Here is a 15,488-nt window from a genome sequence, read left to right as displayed (position 1 = left end):
CCGTGACGGGACAGGCCGGCCCGTCGCGGGCCAGACCTCTGTGGCTGGCGGGCGCCCTCGGCGTGCTGGCCGTCTCGATGGTCGCCGGGCTGCTCGGCGGGGCGGCCGACATGTCGCCCTGGCAGGTGGTGCTCCAGGCCGTGGACTGGCTGCCGTTCGTGCAGGTCGACTCGGGGCTCGCGCCGGTCGAGCAGGGGCTGCTGTTCGAGCTGCGGCTGCCCCGCGTGCTGGTCGCCGCCGTGGTGGGCGGGCTGCTCGCCCTGGCGGGGGCCGGCTACCAGGGGGTGTTCCGCAACCCGCTCGCCGATCCCTACCTGCTGGGCGCGGCGGCCGGGGCGGGGCTCGCGGCCACGCTCGCCATCGTCGCGCTGCCGGCGCTGGCGGGCGGCGTCCCCGCCGCGGCCTTCGCCGGGGCCGTGTGCGGGGTGCTGCTGGCGTACACGCTGGGGAACACCGCCGGGCGCTCCGGCGGCACCGCCACGCTGGTGCTGGCCGGGGTGGCGGTGACGTCGTTCCTGACCGCGATCCAGACGTTCGTGCAGCAGTTCAAGGTGGAGGAGCTGCAGCGGATCTACTCGTGGATCCTCGGCGACGTCGGCGGCGGCTGGGACCAGTTCTGGCTGGTGCTGCCGTACGCGGTGGTCGCCGCCGTGCTGCTCCTGCTGCACGGGCGGATGCTGGACGTGCTGTCCGTCGGCGACGAGGAGGCCGTCAGCCTGGGCGTGGCCGCAGCCCGGGTACGCCTGGTCGTGCTGCTCGCGGCCTCGCTGGCCACGGCGGCGGCCGTGGCGGTGAGCGGGCTGATCGGGTTCGTGGGCATCGTCGTGCCGCACGTGGTGCGGCGGCTGGCGGGCGGCTCGTACCGGATCGTGCTGCCGCTGTCGCTGCTCGGCGGGGCGGCCTTCCTGGTGCTCGCCGACCTCGTGGCGCGCACCGTGCTCGCCCCGGCCGAGCTGCCGATCGGCGTGGTGACGATGTTCGTGGGGGCGCCGTTCTTCGTCGGCGTGCTCAGGATGACGCGGCGGGCGGAGACATGATCGAGACCCGGGGGGTGACCGTCCGGCTCGGCGAGCGGGACGTCGTCCGCGACGTCGGCATGCGGGTGCGCCAGGGCGAATGGGTGGCCGTCATCGGGCCGAACGGGGCCGGCAAGTCCACCCTGCTCAAGGCCGTGATGGGGCTGGTCGAGCACAAGGGCGAGGTGCTGCTGGACGGGCGGCCGGCGGCCGGGCTGAAGCCGCGGGCACGGGCCAGGCTGGTCGCGTACGCGCCGCAGACGCCCTCCCTGCCACCCGACATGTCGGTCTTCGACTACGCGTTGCTGGGGCGGACGCCGTACATCCCCTACCTGGGGCGCGAGAGCGGCCACGACCGGGAGGTGACCGCGTCCGTGCTGGCCAGGCTCGACCTGACGGAGCTGGCCGGGCGGCGGGTCGGCGAGCTGTCCGGCGGGGAGCGCCAGCGCGTCGTGCTGGCCAGGGCGCTCGCCCAGCAGGCCCCCGTGCTGCTGCTCGACGAGCCGACCACCGCCCTCGACCTCGGCCACCAGCAGCAGGTGCTGGAGCTGGTGGACCGGCTGCGCCGGGCCGACGGGCTCACCGTCGTCACGACCCTGCACGACCTGACCGTGGCCGGCCTGTACGCCGACGCGCTGCTCCTGCTCGCCGCCGGCCGCGCGGCCGCCTCCGGCCTGCCCGCCGAGGTGCTGACCGAGGAGCTCGTGGGACGGCACTTCGGCGCCCATGTGAAGATCGAGCCGGGGCCGGACGGCCGGCCGGTCGTGCACCTGGTGAGGAGTGGGTCGTGAGGCTGACGTACCGCACGGAGGAGGGGACGCGGCTCGGGGCGCTGCTGTGGGAGTTCGGGCCCGGCTGGCGGATGATCTCCTCGGCCGTGCTCGGCGGCGGCATCGGCGAACGCGAGTGGGTGCTGAACGCCCAGGTCGTCGCCGGGTACGCGCGCATGGACCCGATCGAGCACCTGACGTCGTTAGGTCCGGGCGGCACCGGCGTCGGGATGATGACCGCCGCCTCCGTGGACCGCTACGTCCAGGCGTCCGACGGCGGCGTGGACGCCTGGGCGACCGTGGGGCTGCGCGTCCCCACCTGGGCCGCCGCGCCCGAGGACGCCCCCGACCCCGAGCTGGCCCCGGTCAGGGTGGGCACCGTCAACATCGTGGTCGCGCTGCCGGTCGCCATGACCGACGCCGCCCTGGTCAACCTGGTGATGACGGTGACCGAGGCCAAGGCCCAGGCGCTGGCCGAGACCGGCTACGCGGGCACGGGCACGGCCTCCGACGCGGTCTGCGTGGCCGTGCCCTCCGACGGGCCCCAGGAGCTGTTCGGTGGGCCGCGCTCTGAGTGGGGCGCGCGGGCCGCCCGCGCCGTCCACACCGCCATCCGGCGCGGCGCCGAGGCGTGGCGGCAGCGTCACCTCACCCCGGAGCGTCACCTCACCCCGGAGGACGGGCCGAGACCGTAGTCCTCGGCCGCGCCCCTCGCCGTCACCCGGCCCGCCGCGAGATCGGCGCGGACCGCCTCCCGGTCCCGCTCGGCGGGCGGGCCGAGGCCGCCGCCGCCCGTGGTCTCCACCACGAACGCCTCCCCGGCGGCGAAGCGGACATTGTTCACCTTCGAGGCGAGCCGTTCCATGCGGCCGTCGAGGTGACGCCGGTAGAAGCCGCCGAGACGGCCGGGCAGCCCGCCGTCGCGGCCCGGGGGAGGCAGGCGCAGCCGGTCGCCCCTGGTGGTGACATGGCAGTCGGCGAGGAAGCGGTAGACCGTGCGCGAGCCCAGCCCGCCCCGCCACCGGCCAGGCCCGCCCGAGTCCGGGATCGTCTCGATCGACTCCACGACGAGCGGGCAGCGGCTCTCCACGGGCTCGGCCTGCGGCACCGAGTTGCGGCCGACGCCGAAGTGCACGCCGGTCGCGTCCGGGCCGTCCAGCCCGCGCCGCGCGCCCACCCCGCCGAAGTCGTAGGCCAGGTGGATCCAGTACGGCGCCCCCACCGCCGCGATCGAGAACGGCTGCAGGATCCCGCTGGCCGCGATCGCGCGCTCGGGCACCGCGTCCGACATCGCCTGGAAGACGGCCTCCATGGCGGCGTAGATCGGGACGTACCGGCCGCCGCACGGATACGGCGAGCGGGCGTTCAGCAGCGACCCCTCCGGCAGGCGCACCTCGATCGCGCGCAGGCAGCCGTCGTTCATGGGGATCGCCGGGTCCAGGAAGCAGCGGATCGCGAAGACGGCGGCGGCCAGGGACTGCGAGGCCGAGGCGTTGACCGCGGCCGGCACCTGCGGGCCGGTGCCGGCGAAGTCGAGCACGGCGCGGCCCTCCCCGAGCGTGACCGTGACCCGCACGTCGTGCGTCCTGCCCAGGTCGATCCCGTCGTCGTCGATCGGGTACGCCGCCGCGTAGCGCCCCTCCGGCAGCGCCGCGAGCGAGGCGCGGGTGCGGGCCTCGGTGTGGTCGAGGTAGTCGTCGACGCCCGCCGCCAGCCCTTTCTCGCCGTGCTCGGCCAGCAGGGACTCTATGCGGGCGGCGGCCACCGCCGTCCCGGCGACGAGCGCGCGGACGTCCCCCATGACCTTGTCCGGCGTGCGGCTGTTGGCCCGCAGCACGGCCTCGATGGCCGGGTCCAGTCCGGCCTCGGTGGCCAGGCGGACCGGCGGGAGCTGCAGGCCCTCCAGGAAGATGTCCGTGGCCAGCGGGGCCATGCCGCCCGCCGACAGCCCGCCCAGGTCGGAGACGTGGATCATGGTGGCGGTGAAGTACGCCGGCGCGCCCCCGACGAACACCGGCCGGTAGACCAGCAGGTCGTTGGTGTGCACGCCGCCCCGATAGGCGTCGTTGAGCGCGTACACGTCGCCGGGCCGCATCGTCTCCGGCGGGTGGTCGGCGAGCAGCTCGGGCAGCGCGGTGCGCAGCGCCATGCTGTTCATGAGCGTGGTGGCCATGGACTGCGCGACCAGCCGGCCGCGGGCGTCCAGTACGGCCGCCGAGGCGTCGGACCCCTCCACGATGAACGTCGAGTACGCCGAGCGCACCACGACGATGCTGGCCTCCTCGGCGGCCACGACCAGCGCGTTGCGCAGCACCTCGGCGGTCAGGGCGTCCGTCACGGGCGGCCTCCCCGGGTGAGGTGGACCGCGCCGGCGGGGGCGGGGGCGGCGGTCCAGGAGGGCGGGACCACGATCGTGGACTCCGCGTCCTCGACGATCGCAGGGCCGGGCAACCGCTCCGGCAGGCTCACCCGGGTGTGCACGGGCACCTCGACGAAGCCGCCGCACTCGCCGAAGTACGCCCTACGCCTCCCGCCCGCGCCGGCCGCGCCGGCCGGGCCGGGGCGCGCCGCAGGAGCGGGCGGCGGGTGCTCGGGGGTCCCGACGACGGCGGATATCGGGCGCTCGCGGGCCTGCGCGGGGGCGGTGACACGGACGCGGTAGCCGACCAGCTCGATCTCGCCGCGCTGCGCGATCCCGTACACCTGCCGGTACCGCCCGGCGAAACGGGCGGCGAGCTCGTCGCGGGACGGCGACCACGCCACCGTGAGGTCGTGCGACTGGCCGACGAAACGCACGTCCACCGACCGCTCCACCCGCACCTCCGGATCGGCCGGCGACACCCCCAGGTCGGCCGCCGCCTCCGCCACGAGCCCGGCGAAGACCGGCTCGGGGTCGCCCGCGTCGAGCCGGGACCGGACCCGCTCGGTGGCGAGGTCGCCGGCCAGCAGCCCCGCCGCCGAGGCCACCCCGCAGTGGGCGGGCACCACGACCGTCGCGATCCCGAACCGCTCGGCCACCCGCGCCGCGTGCATGGGCCCCGCCCCGCCGAAGGCCACCAGGGCGAAGCCGCGCGGGTCGATGCCCCGCTGCACGGTCACGACGTGCACGGCGGAGGCCATCGCGGCGCTGACGATCTCGTGCACCGCCCGTGCCGCCTCCTCCCGGGCCACGCCGAGCGGCCCGGCGAGCCGGTCGAGCGCCTGCTCCGCGAGGGCCGGCGTGAGCGGGATCGAGGCGGAGGCGAGGTAGCCGAGCACCAGGTTGGCGTCCGTGACCGTGGGCTCCGCGCCGCCCAGCCCGTAGCAGGCGGGGCCGGGGGACGACCCGGCCGAGCGCGGCCCGACGCGCAGCGTGCCCGCCGGGTCCAGCCAGGCCACGCTGCCGCCGCCCGCGCCCACCTCCGCCAGGTCGATGGCCGGGGTCCTGATGGGCACGCCGGTGCCCGCCCGCCGCCCGCCGAAGCTGCCCTTGCCGCCGACGTGGAACTCGTGCGTGATCTCCGGCCGCCCGCCGCGCACCACGCACGCCTTGGCGGTGGTCCCGCCCATGTCGAACGAGATCGCGTCGGCGAACCCGGCCCCGGCCGCCGCCAGCACCCCGGCCGCCGGCCCCGACTCGATGGTGGCCACGGCCCGCCGCGCGGCCAGCTCGGCGGAGACGACGCCGCCCCCGGACTCCATGACGTGGACGGGGGCGCGGATCCCGAGCGCGGCCAGCCGCTCGCGCAGCCGGGACAGGTAGGAGGCCATGAGCGGGCCGACGTAGGCGGACATGATGGTGGTGGTGGCGCGCTCGTACTCGCGGATCTCCGGCCACACCTCCGTGCTGGTCACGACCGACGGCACCGACGCGCGCAGGATCTCCGCGACCCGCCGCTCGTGGGCGGGGTTGGCGTAGGCGTGCAGCAGGCACACGGCGGCCGAGCCGATGCCGCGCCGGGCGATCTCGGCGGCGACCCGGCGTACGGAGGCGTCGTCGAGGGGTGTCAGGACCTCGCCGCGCGCCGAGACGCGCTCGGTCACCTCGAAGCAGTCCTCGGGCGCGACCGGGGGAGGGGGCGGGGTGAAGCGGAGGTCGTAGCGGTCCTCCTCGACGCGGGCGTAGCGGCCGAGCGGCACGACGCTACGAAAACCCTGAGTCGTGACATAGGCGACACGTACGCCGGTCCGCTCCAGCACCGCGTTGGTGGCCAGCGTCGTGGCGTGCACCACCCGCGTGACCTGCGCGGGATCCCGGCCGCCGAGCGCGCGCGTAACGCCCGCCACGATTCCCGCGATGGGGTCGTAGTGGGTACTCAAGCACTTGGCCACGGAAATCGCGCCGGACGTATCTCGAAGGACCACATCGGTGAAGGTGCCGCCGACATCGACGCCGATCGAGTAGGCCACCCGGGTACGCTACGCCCCCTAGCAAGCGCTTGTCTACGTAGTGGTCTATTGACTTACGACGGGTGATTGGGACGCTGGTCCTAGTCCTTGTGTTGGGAGCGGAGAGATGGCGCGCCTCACAGCTCTTCTCGGTGCCGTCGCGGCGATGTCGGCGGTCATGTCGGCGGCGGTGTTCCTGACCGCGGCGCCGGCCGCGGCCCACGACCACCCCAGCGGCATCACGGACCTGGTCACCCCCGCCGTGGTACGCCTGGAAGCGGTCTCCCACGTGGAGATCACCCTGCTCGACCACATCGGCGAGCTGAAACACGTGGAGCGGTCCTACGACATCCCCTTCGCGTCGGGCACCGGCACGGTCGTCAACCCCGACGGCACCGTCGTCGGTCTGCGCCGCCTGGCGGTCAACTCCGACGACGTCGCCGTCTACGCCGCCAACAGGATCTTCGCCGAGCACCACAAGGTGAAGATCCCGGCCGACTACAAGAAGCACAAGCTCTCCGACGACCGGCTCAACCACCACCTGCAGGAGTGCTACCCGCCCAAGACCGACACCGCCACCTGCATCATCGACGTCACGACCGAGATCACCGCGTACCCCAACGTCACCCCGGCCAGCACCGACGGCTACAAGGTCAAGTGCATCAAGGCCGGCCCCGACCCCGACGACCCCGCGGTGCTGGTGCCGCTGACCCCCGCGACCGGCGTCGGCATGCCGACCGCGCCGCTGGCCGACAAGGTGCCCGACCAGGTGGGCTCGCCCACCAACGTCGCGGGCTTCCTCGGCCGCCCCGGCCCGGACGTGCAGCACACCGTCACGATCGCCCACCTCGGGCAGGGCGGCGGCAAGGGCCAGACGGGCCGGCCGTTCGGCGACCCGGAGAAGAAGGTGGACGAGCCGGCCGAGCTGGGCGCCATGGCCGACAAGGGCATGGTGGGCGCGCCGGTCATCGGCGACAAGGACGGCCACGTCATCGGCCTGCTCATCGGCGGCGGCAAGGAAGGCAAGATGCTCGGGATCCGCGAGGTCCTGAACGTCCTCACCCAGGCCAAGGTGACGCCGCGCCGCGGAGCCATCGACACCGCGTTCGAGGCGGCGCTCGCCCGCTACCACACCAAGTACTACACCGAGGCCGCGCCGGGCTTCCAGCGCGTGCTGGAGCTCTACCCCGGCGACGTGGTGGCCGCCAACCTGCTCAAGACCACGCTGGCCAAGCGCGGCGGCCCCGAGGACCAGGGCACCAAGCAGCTCGCCGCGCCCCCGGCCTCCTCCTCCCGGCCGCTGTGGCCGTTCCTGGTGGCGGCCGGCGTCCTCTTCCTCGCCGCGGGCGGCGGGGCGTATCTGCTGTGGCGCCGCCGCACTCCTGACAGACGTACGGAAGAACTGCCGCCACCGCTTGCGACCGGCCCCGCGTTCGACGAAGGCGCCAGCCAGACCGTCGTCGTCCGGCGCTCCCAGCCGTTCCAGGTGGTCCCGCAGCAGCAGCAGGTCCTGACGGCGCAGGAGGGCCCGATGAAGTACTGCGTTTCCTGTGGCATGAGACTGGGCGCCGGTCACCGCTTCTGCGGCTACTGCGGACACCCCATCGAGACGTGATGCACTTGAACGACAGATCGCTCATCGGCCAGGAGGTGGCCGGGTACTACATCGAGGACATCGTCGGCAAGGGCGGCATGGCCGTCGTCTACCTGGCGCTCGACCCCCGGTTGAGCCGCCGCGTCGCGCTGAAGATCCTCAACCCGGTGCTCAGCGTCGACGACCGGTTCAGGCAGCGGTTCATCCTGGAGTCCAGGACCGTCGCCAGCATCGAGCACCCCAACATCATCCCGATCTACGAGGCCAACGCCGACGCCGACGGCGTGCTCTACATCGCCATGCGTTACGTGGACGGCCTCGACCTGCGCCGCTTCATCCACGACCGGGGGCCGCTGCCGCTCGGCCCGGCCAACCGCATCTTCGCGCAGGTGGCCGCCGCGCTCGACGCCGCCCACGCCCACGACCTCATCCACCGCGACGTCAAGCCGGCCAACATCCTGCTGGCCGGCGACCACGTCTACCTCACCGACTTCGGCATCACCAAGCACCGCTCGTCCATCTCCGGGCTGACCCAGACCGACCAGTTCATCGGCACGCCCCGGTACATGTCGCCCGAGCAGATCAACAAGGAGCACATCGACGGGCGCTGCGACCAGTACGCGCTGGCCTGCGTGGTCTACGAGGCGCTGTCGGGGCGGCTGCCGTTCCAGCGGGAGAACGACATCGCGCTGCTCTGGGCGCACCTCGCCGAGCAGCCCGTGCCGCTGTCGCACATCAGGCCCGAGCTGCCGCCGCAGGTGGACGCCGTGATGGCGCGGGCGCTGGCCAAGGCGCCCGAGCAGCGCTACGCCACCTGCACCGAGTTCGTCACCGCGCTCCGTGACGCGATCAGCGGCCCCCAGGCCGACCCGGACGCGCTGCTGGGCGGCGGCCTGGTGCCGCGCCCCGGGACGAGCCCGCACTCCGGCCCGGGCTCCGTGCCGGGTTCCTCCGGGCCCCGCTCAATTCCGGGCTCGATCCCTGGCTCGATTCCGGGCTCGTTCCCGGGCTCGGGGCCCGGCTCCGGCCCGCACTCCGTGCCGGGCTCCTCGGGGCCGCACTCCTATCCGTACGGAGGCCCGCCCTCCGGCCCGCACCCCAGCCCCGGCACCTACGCGCCCGCGCCGGCGACCACGCCCGCCGCACGCGGCAAGCGGCCCGGCAGGGTGCCGATCGTGGCGGTCACGCTGGTCGCCGCCGTCACCGCGCTGGCGCTGGTGGCGTTCATCGTCTTCAGCCATCGCGGCGACACCTGGACCCGCTACCAGCCCAGCCCGGCCGCGCCGGTCGCCTTCGACTACCCCGGCGACTGGACGGCGCGCACCCACCGGGACCTGTTCGCCGTGGCCTCGCCGCACGCGACGGAGTTCGAGTCGCTGTTCGTGGCCGGTCCCGGCGCCGACTGGTCGGCGATCTCGCAGGTGATCGCCGACGACCCGGAGGGCGCCTCCGGTGTGTACGTGCAGATCTCCGACACCCTGGACCCGGCCGGCGACTCCGACTCGATGAAGGCCAAGATGGACTCCCTGCTGCCCGGCACGGTCGACGTGGGCAAGCCGGTGCAGGACCAGGCGGGCAACAAACCGGCCACCCGCTTCGACGGCTCCATCATCGACCAGTCGAGCGGCGCCCGGCTCGGCTTCGTCAGCTACGTCATCGCCAGGCAGCCCAAGAACATGCTCGTGATGTACTTCTGCGCCAAGTCGAACTGCGACGACGCGACCCAGGCCCGCTTCAGGCAGAGCATCCAGGTCTCGTGACTTGGAACTGACTTGCACCCGGCTTGACCTGGGTGTTCAAGGCATATGCCCGGAGTCTACCCTCCGGCTGTGGGCATACGCATAGTCATCGCGGACGACCAGGCGATGGTGAGAGCCGGGCTGCGCATGGTCGTCGACAGCGACCCCGGCATGGAAGTCGTCGGCGAGGCGGCCGACGGGCGGGAGGCGATCTCCGTGGCGCGGCGCACGCGCCCGGACATCGTCCTCATGGACATCTCGATGCCCCGGCTGGACGGGCTGTCGGCGGCCAGGGAGCTGCTCGACACGCCGTCGCCGCCGAAGGTCATCACGCTGACGACGTTCGACACCGACGAGAACCTCTACGCGGCGCTGCGCGCCGGCACCAGCGGCTTCCTGCTGAAGGTCTCGCCGCCGGAGCAGCTCCTGGAGGCCATAAGAGTGGTGCACGCGGGCGACGCGCTGCTCGACCCGGCGGTGACCAGCCGGGTGATCGCCACGTTCGCCGGACGGGCCGAGCCGAAGCCGTCGCCGATGCTGGGCGAGCTGACGCCGCGCGAGCTGGAGGTGCTGCGGCTGCTGGCCCGCGGCCTGACCAACGCCGAGATCGCCGGCGAGCTGTTCGTGGGGGAGGCGACGGTGAAGACGCACGTGGCGCGGGTGCTCATGAAGCTGTCCCTGCGGGACCGGGCGCAGGCGGTGGTGTTCGCGTACGAGTCGGGGGTCGTCCGGCCGGGAGCGGCCTGAGGTTGTATCCAACCATCACCCTCTTTGTGTATATTTTTCGGCATAAGGCGGTCGATACAGGAGATATTTCATGCGTGCGTTCCCCCGGGTGCTGTTCGACGAGGCCCACAGCGAGTCGTGGACCGTGCGGCGCGAGGTGGCCGAGGCCATCAACCCCGCCCACCCCGATGACAACAGCTACGCGCGGGCGGCCGAGCTGCTGCGCCATCTCGGGCACACGGTGACCGCCCGCACGTCGGGAACGCTCCAGCCGGACGTCCTCGCCGAGCAGGACGTGCTGGTCATCGCGCACCCCTCGGGCGAGCGCTGGGAGCGCACCACCGGACAGGGCAGCCCCATCCTGTCCGGCGAGGAGCTCGACGCCGTCGAGGCGTACGTGGCAGCCGGCGGCGGGCTCGTCGTGCTGGCCGAGGAGGAGCAGGACAAGTACGGCAACAACCTGCGCGACCTGCTCGCCCGCTTCGGCCTCGGCGTCGGCCACACCACGGTCCGCGACCCCGGCCACGCCCACCAGGGCGTCGCCACCTGGGTGCGCGCCGAGCGCGCCACCGCCGGCGGCCTGCTCGCCGGCGTGCGGGACGCCTGCTTCTACCGCAGCGGCGTGCTGACGGTGGAGCCGGGCCGCGACGCCACGGTGCTGTTCACGACCTCCGCCACGGCCGACCCGGCGGGCGCGCCGCTCGCGGTGGCCGTGCGGCACGGGCAGGGCAGGGTCGTCGCGTTCGCCGACTCCGACCTGTTCGGCGACGACTCGATCGACGACTACGACCACCGCGCCCTCTGGGGCAACGTCGTCACCTGGGCCGCCCGCGTCCCCGAGGACGGCGCGGCGGCCGGCGCCCGCGACGCGGTGAAGGCCGAGCTGTTCGCCCGGCTCAAGGACCTCGTCGAGGAGCTGCGCCCGCTGCAGGTCAAGGACGGCTCGGTGCCGGACGAGGCCAAGGAGCGGGCCGCCGCCCTGGTCGAGCGCGTCGCCGCCGCCGTCGGCGAGCTGGCGCCGCACTTCCCGCACGACGCCGCCTACCTGGAGGCGGTCCGCGCGGACCTCGCCAAGTGGGCCGCGTCCGGGCTCGGCGTCCCCGACTTCCTCGACTCGCTCGACCTGTTCCACCCCGACACCCAGCGCGTGGACGGCCTGGAGCACCTGGTCGTCTTCCCGATGTACACCCAGAACGGCAACCCCAACCGCAACCTGGAGGCCGTCTGGATCCGGACGATCTGGCCGGACTGGCTGGCCCGGCTGGAGGCCGGCGGCTACGACAACCCGATGTTCGTGCCGATCGCCTTCCAGGACTTCACCTCCGGCTACGACACCCACTCGGCCGTGCTCTTCCCCGAGACCGTCGCGGTGCGGCAGACGCCGGCCCGCTTCACCTGGGGCGGCATCTTCGCCGACCGCGAGGCCGCGCGCTTCCGCCGGGTCTCGGCGGCGGCGGCCGAGACGCTCAAGCTGGACCTGCCGCCGGACGCGGCCCGGCTGCTGGCCTCTCAGCCGCTCGCCGAGGACACCTTCGTGCTGTGGGACCTCGTCCACGACCGTACGCACAGCCACGGCGACCTGCCGTTCGACCCGTTCATGATCAAGCAGCGGATGCCGTACTGGCTGTACTCGCTGGAGGAGCTGCGCTGCGACCTGACCGCGTTCGGCGAGGCGGTCAAGCTGGAGCGGGAGGGCGTGCCGCACGCCCGCTACGTCCAGCACGCCGTCCTGTTCGACCGGCTGTTCCGCTTCCCCATCAGCGGTGACCGGGTGCGCAACTACGACGGGCTCGGCGGCCAGCTCCTGTTCGCCTACCTGCACCGCAACGACGTCATCCGCTGGACCGACAACCGGCTGTCGATCGACTGGGCGCGCGTCGCCGACGGCGTGGCCGACCTGCGCGGCGAGGTGGAGAAGCTCTACCGCGACAGCATCGACCGCTCCAAGCTCGCCCACTGGCTGGCCGCCCACGAGCTGGTCAGCGCCTACGTGGCCCCGCACCCGGCGTCCGTCTGGGCCAAGGGCGTCGAGGCGCTGCCGGAGGAGCAGAAGGCCAAGGTGGACGCCGTCCTGCCGGACGAGTTCCCCCTGAGCATGTTCTACGAGGCGCTGCGTCGTAAGCTGACGGACGTGGTCGAATCGACTAAGGGGCTCCGCGCATGATCATCTTGGTGACGGGGGCCGGCGGCCCCACCGGCGAGGCCGTGACGGCGCACTTCCGCAAGGACGGCCACACCGTCATCGGCGTCGACAAGGACGACGTCGACCTGCTCGACCGCGCCGCCGTGCAGCGGCTCGCCGAGCGCGTCGAGCGCGAGCACGGCCACGTGGACGGCGTGGTCCACCTGGTCGGCGGCTGGCGCGGGTCCGCGTCCTTCGCCGAGACCTCGCTCGACGACTGGGACCTGCTGCACGACCTGCTGATCCGCACCCTCCAGCACGTCTCGCTGGCCTTCGAGCCGCTGCTGCGCCGCAGCGACAACGGCCGCTTCGTGATCGTCTCGGCCAAGGCGGCCGAGCAGCCGTCCGCCGGGGGCGCGGCCTACTCCGCGGCCAAGGCGGCGGCGGAGGCGTGGACGCTCTCCCTGGCCGACGCGCTGTCCGGCACCTCGTCGGCGGCCGTCGTCCTCGTCGTCAAGGCCCTCGTCAACGACGCCATGCGGGCCGCCAAGCCGCAGGCCCGCTTCGCCGGCTTCACCGACGTCAACGACCTCGCCGCGGCGATCGGCGGCCTCTACGACCGCCCCGCCGCCGAGCTCAACGGCACCCGATTGGACCTCACCTCTTGATCCCTCGGCACGACCCCCATCTCAAGGCGTTCGCCAGCGACAACTACGCCGGCGTCCACCCGGAGATCCTGCAGGCCATTGTCACGGCCAACGGCGGACACCAGATCGCCTACGGCGAGGACGCCTACACCGAGGCGCTGCAGGACGTCTTCCGCCGCCACTTCGGCGAGCAGGCGCAGGCGTGGCCCGTCTTCAACGGCACGGCCGCGAACGTCGTCTCCCTGCGGGCCATGACCCGCACGTGGGAGGCGGTCATCTGCGCCGAGAGCGCCCACATCAACACCGACGAGGGCGGCGCGCCCGAGGTCACGGCCGGGATCAAGCTCCTGCCCGTGCCCACGCCGGACGGCAAGCTCACCCCCGAGCTGGTCGACCGGCAGGCGTGGGGCTTCGGCGACGTGCACCGCGCGCAGCCGCGCGTGGTGTCGCTGTCCAACACCACCGAGCTCGGCACCCTCTACACGCCCGAAGAGATCACCGCCCTCTGCGCGCACGCCCACGAGCGGGGGCTGCTCGTCCACCTCGACGGCTCCCGCCTCACCAACGCCGCCGCCGCGCTCGACGTGCCCATGCGGGCGCTCACCACCGACGCTGGCGTGGACGTGCTCTCCTTCGGCGGCACCAAGATCGGGCTGCTGTACGGCGAGGCCGTCGTCGTGCTCAACCCGGAGGCGGCGAGCGGCGTCGACTACATCCGCAAGACGTTCATGCAGCTGTCGTCGAAGATGCGCTTCGTCTCGGCGCAGTTCGAGGCGCTGCTCGGCGGCGACCTGTGGCTGCGCAACGCCCGCCAGGCCAACGCCATGGGGCGGCGGCTGGCCGACGCGGTCCGCGACATCCCCGGCGTCGTCCTGCCCCGGCCGGTCGAGGCCAACGCGGTCTTCGTCGTCCTGCCGCCCGATGTCACCGAGCGCCTGCAGAAGCGCTTCCGCTTCTACACCTGGAACGAGGCCACCGGCGAGGTCCGCTGGATGTGCGCCTTCGACACCACCGAGGCCGACGTGGACGCCTTCGCCGCGGCGGTCGCCGAGGAGATGGCCGCCTCGGCAACCTGAGCCATCGCCCCTGGCGGTCAGGGGCGCAGGGCCAGCCGGGCGGCCTGCCAGCCGCCCATGCCGTGCGCCCCGCCGCCCGGCGGCGTCGCCGCCGAGCACAGGAACACCCCCGGCAGCGGGGTGCGCCACGGCGCCGGGGACCACACCGGGCGGCGCAGGAACTGCGCGAGGCTGGACAGCCCGCCGGAGATGTCGCCGCCCACCAGGTTGGGGTCGAACGCCTCCAGCTCGGCCGGGCCCATGGCGTGCCGGGCCAGCACCCGCTCGCGGAAGCCGGGGGCGTACCTCTCGATCTGGGCCTCGACCGCGCCGGTGAGGTCGGCGCGCGAGCCGTTCGGGACGTGGCAGTAGGCCCACAGGGTGTGCCCGCCCCGCGTCGGGTCGGCCGCGTACGGCTGCACCACCAGCACGTAAGGCCGCGGCGACACCCGCCCCCTGGACGTCTCCGCCTCGCTGAGCGCGATCTCCTCCAGCGTCCCGCCGAGGTGGACCGTGCCCGCCCCGGCGACCGCCGGATCCCGCCACGGGACCGGCCCGTCCAGCGCCCAGTCGAGCTTGAACACTCCCGGCCCGTAGCGGTAGCGCTCCAGCCGCCGCCGGTACGCGGAAGGCAGGTCCGCCATGGCCAGCAGCTGCCTCGGCGTCACGTCGAGCACCACGACGGGGGCCCGCACCTCGGCCAGCCGCCGCACCCGGTGCCCGGTGACGGCCTCGCCGCCCAGCGCGCGCAACTCGGCCACCAGCGCGTCGGCCAGCACCTGCGACCCGCCACGCACCAGCGGCCAGCCCACCAGGTGGGCCAGGGACGCCAGCAGCAGGCCGTAGCCGGCGCTGACGGGGGAGCGCAGGTCGAGGACGGAGTGCGCGGCCATGCCGGCGATCACCGCCCGCGCCTCCGTCGTACGGAAGGCCCGCCGCGCGAACGTGGTGGCGGGCAGCAGCGCCGCCGCCCCGAACCCGGCCGCCGCCGCGAACGCCGCCGGCGGCACCCCGCCCCACGGCCCGAGCGGCTTGAGCAGCAGCTCCACCAGCGGCAGCCCGGCCCGCGCGGTCGCGCCGACGGTCGCCAGCCAGGCGCGCGCGTCGCGGCCGAGCCCGGCGGCGGTGCGTACGGGGTCGCGGTGCACCAGCACCGCCGGACGCCCGTCCAGCGGATGGGCGGCGGGCACCGGCGGATGGACGAACTCCACGCCCTTCAGCTCCAGCCCGCGGAAGGCGGGCGAGGCGAGGGCCATCGCCATGACGGTCGCGCCGAAGTCGTGCACCCGGCCGGGCAGGGTCAGCTCGCCGGAGCGGAGCCCGCCGCCGAACCGGTCGGCCGCCTCCAGCAGCAGCACCCGGCGTCCGGCGCGGGCCAGCGTGACGGCGGCGACGAGCCCGTTGGGCCCGGAGCCGACCACCACGGCGTCAGCGTCCATCCCCGGGGCGCC

General features: G+C 73.9%; 12 protein-coding genes. 9 read left to right on the top strand and 3 right to left on the bottom strand.

Annotation, left to right across the window (positions count from 1 at the left end):
• Nucleotides 1-2 precede the first annotated feature (2 nt).
• The 3 genes from BMW85_RS03385 to BMW85_RS03375 are packed head-to-tail and all read left to right on the top strand — an operon-like array spanning nt 3 to nt 2,481.
• Entirely contained in the window at nt 3-1,037 is a 1,035-nt protein-coding gene (locus BMW85_RS03385) for a FecCD family ABC transporter permease (protein WP_091076636.1), read from the top strand.
• A complete protein-coding gene (locus BMW85_RS03380; RefSeq protein WP_091076633.1) occupies nt 1,034-1,807 on the top strand; it encodes an ABC transporter ATP-binding protein in 774 nt (257 codons plus the stop codon). The genes BMW85_RS03385 and BMW85_RS03380 overlap by 4 nt, the downstream gene beginning before the upstream one ends.
• Nucleotides 1,804-2,481, top strand: coding sequence for an adenosylcobinamide amidohydrolase (locus BMW85_RS03375; RefSeq protein WP_091076632.1), 678 nt, complete (start codon nt 1,804-1,806; stop codon nt 2,479-2,481). The genes BMW85_RS03380 and BMW85_RS03375 overlap by 4 nt, the downstream gene beginning before the upstream one ends.
• Here BMW85_RS03375 and BMW85_RS03370 read toward each other — a convergent pair.
• Entirely contained in the window at nt 2,448-4,124 is a 1,677-nt protein-coding gene (locus tag BMW85_RS03370) for a hydantoinase B/oxoprolinase family protein (protein WP_091076629.1), read from the bottom strand. The genes BMW85_RS03375 and BMW85_RS03370 overlap by 34 nt on opposite strands.
• Entirely contained in the window at nt 4,121-6,175 is a 2,055-nt protein-coding gene (locus tag BMW85_RS03365; protein ID WP_091076627.1) for a hydantoinase/oxoprolinase family protein, read from the bottom strand. Before BMW85_RS03365 ends, BMW85_RS03370 begins: the two co-directional genes overlap by 4 nt.
• A gap of 106 nt (nt 6,176-6,281) precedes the next feature.
• Between BMW85_RS03365 and BMW85_RS03360 the strand changes: the two genes are divergently transcribed.
• From BMW85_RS03360 to BMW85_RS03335, 6 genes are all read left to right on the top strand, one after another.
• The gene (locus BMW85_RS03360; protein WP_091076625.1) at nt 6,282-7,769 is read left to right on the top strand and encodes a zinc ribbon domain-containing protein; all 1,488 of its coding nucleotides are present in this window, start codon (nt 6,282-6,284) and stop codon (nt 7,767-7,769) included.
• Nucleotides 7,769-9,508 carry a serine/threonine protein kinase gene (locus BMW85_RS03355; protein ID WP_091076622.1) on the top strand — a complete coding sequence of 580 codons (1,740 nt, stop codon included), beginning with the start codon at nt 7,769-7,771 and terminating at the stop codon, nt 9,506-9,508. The genes BMW85_RS03360 and BMW85_RS03355 overlap by 1 nt, the downstream gene beginning before the upstream one ends.
• Before the next feature lie 69 nt (nt 9,509-9,577).
• Complete coding sequence (locus BMW85_RS03350; RefSeq protein WP_091076620.1) at nt 9,578-10,234, top strand: response regulator; 657 nt, start codon at nt 9,578-9,580, stop codon at nt 10,232-10,234.
• Between the two features lie 70 nt (nt 10,235-10,304).
• A complete protein-coding gene (locus tag BMW85_RS03345) occupies nt 10,305-12,377 on the top strand; it encodes a DUF6421 family protein (protein WP_091076617.1) in 2,073 nt (690 codons plus the stop codon).
• Nucleotides 12,374-13,003: an SDR family NAD(P)-dependent oxidoreductase gene (locus BMW85_RS03340; RefSeq protein WP_091076615.1), complete on the top strand. Its 630-nt coding sequence runs from the start codon at nt 12,374-12,376 to the stop codon at nt 13,001-13,003. Before BMW85_RS03345 ends, BMW85_RS03340 begins: the two co-directional genes overlap by 4 nt.
• Entirely contained in the window at nt 13,000-14,058 is a 1,059-nt protein-coding gene (locus tag BMW85_RS03335; RefSeq protein ID WP_091076612.1) for a threonine aldolase family protein, read from the top strand. Before BMW85_RS03340 ends, BMW85_RS03335 begins: the two co-directional genes overlap by 4 nt.
• A gap of 17 nt (nt 14,059-14,075) precedes the next feature.
• On the opposite strand, the gene BMW85_RS03330 is transcribed toward BMW85_RS03335, so the two are convergent.
• Nucleotides 14,076-15,476, bottom strand: a complete 1,401-nt coding sequence (locus BMW85_RS03330; RefSeq protein ID WP_091076610.1) for a phytoene desaturase family protein — start codon at nt 15,474-15,476, stop codon at nt 14,076-14,078.
• Between the last annotated feature and the right edge of the window lie 12 nt (nt 15,477-15,488).

Source organism: Nonomuraea wenchangensis, from assembly GCF_900111685.1.
Taxonomy (GTDB): Bacteria; Actinomycetota; Actinomycetes; order Streptosporangiales; family Streptosporangiaceae; genus Nonomuraea; species Nonomuraea wenchangensis.
The sequence above is the reverse complement of the archived record's forward strand: the minus strand, read 5'-3'. Positions and strand labels throughout refer to the sequence as shown.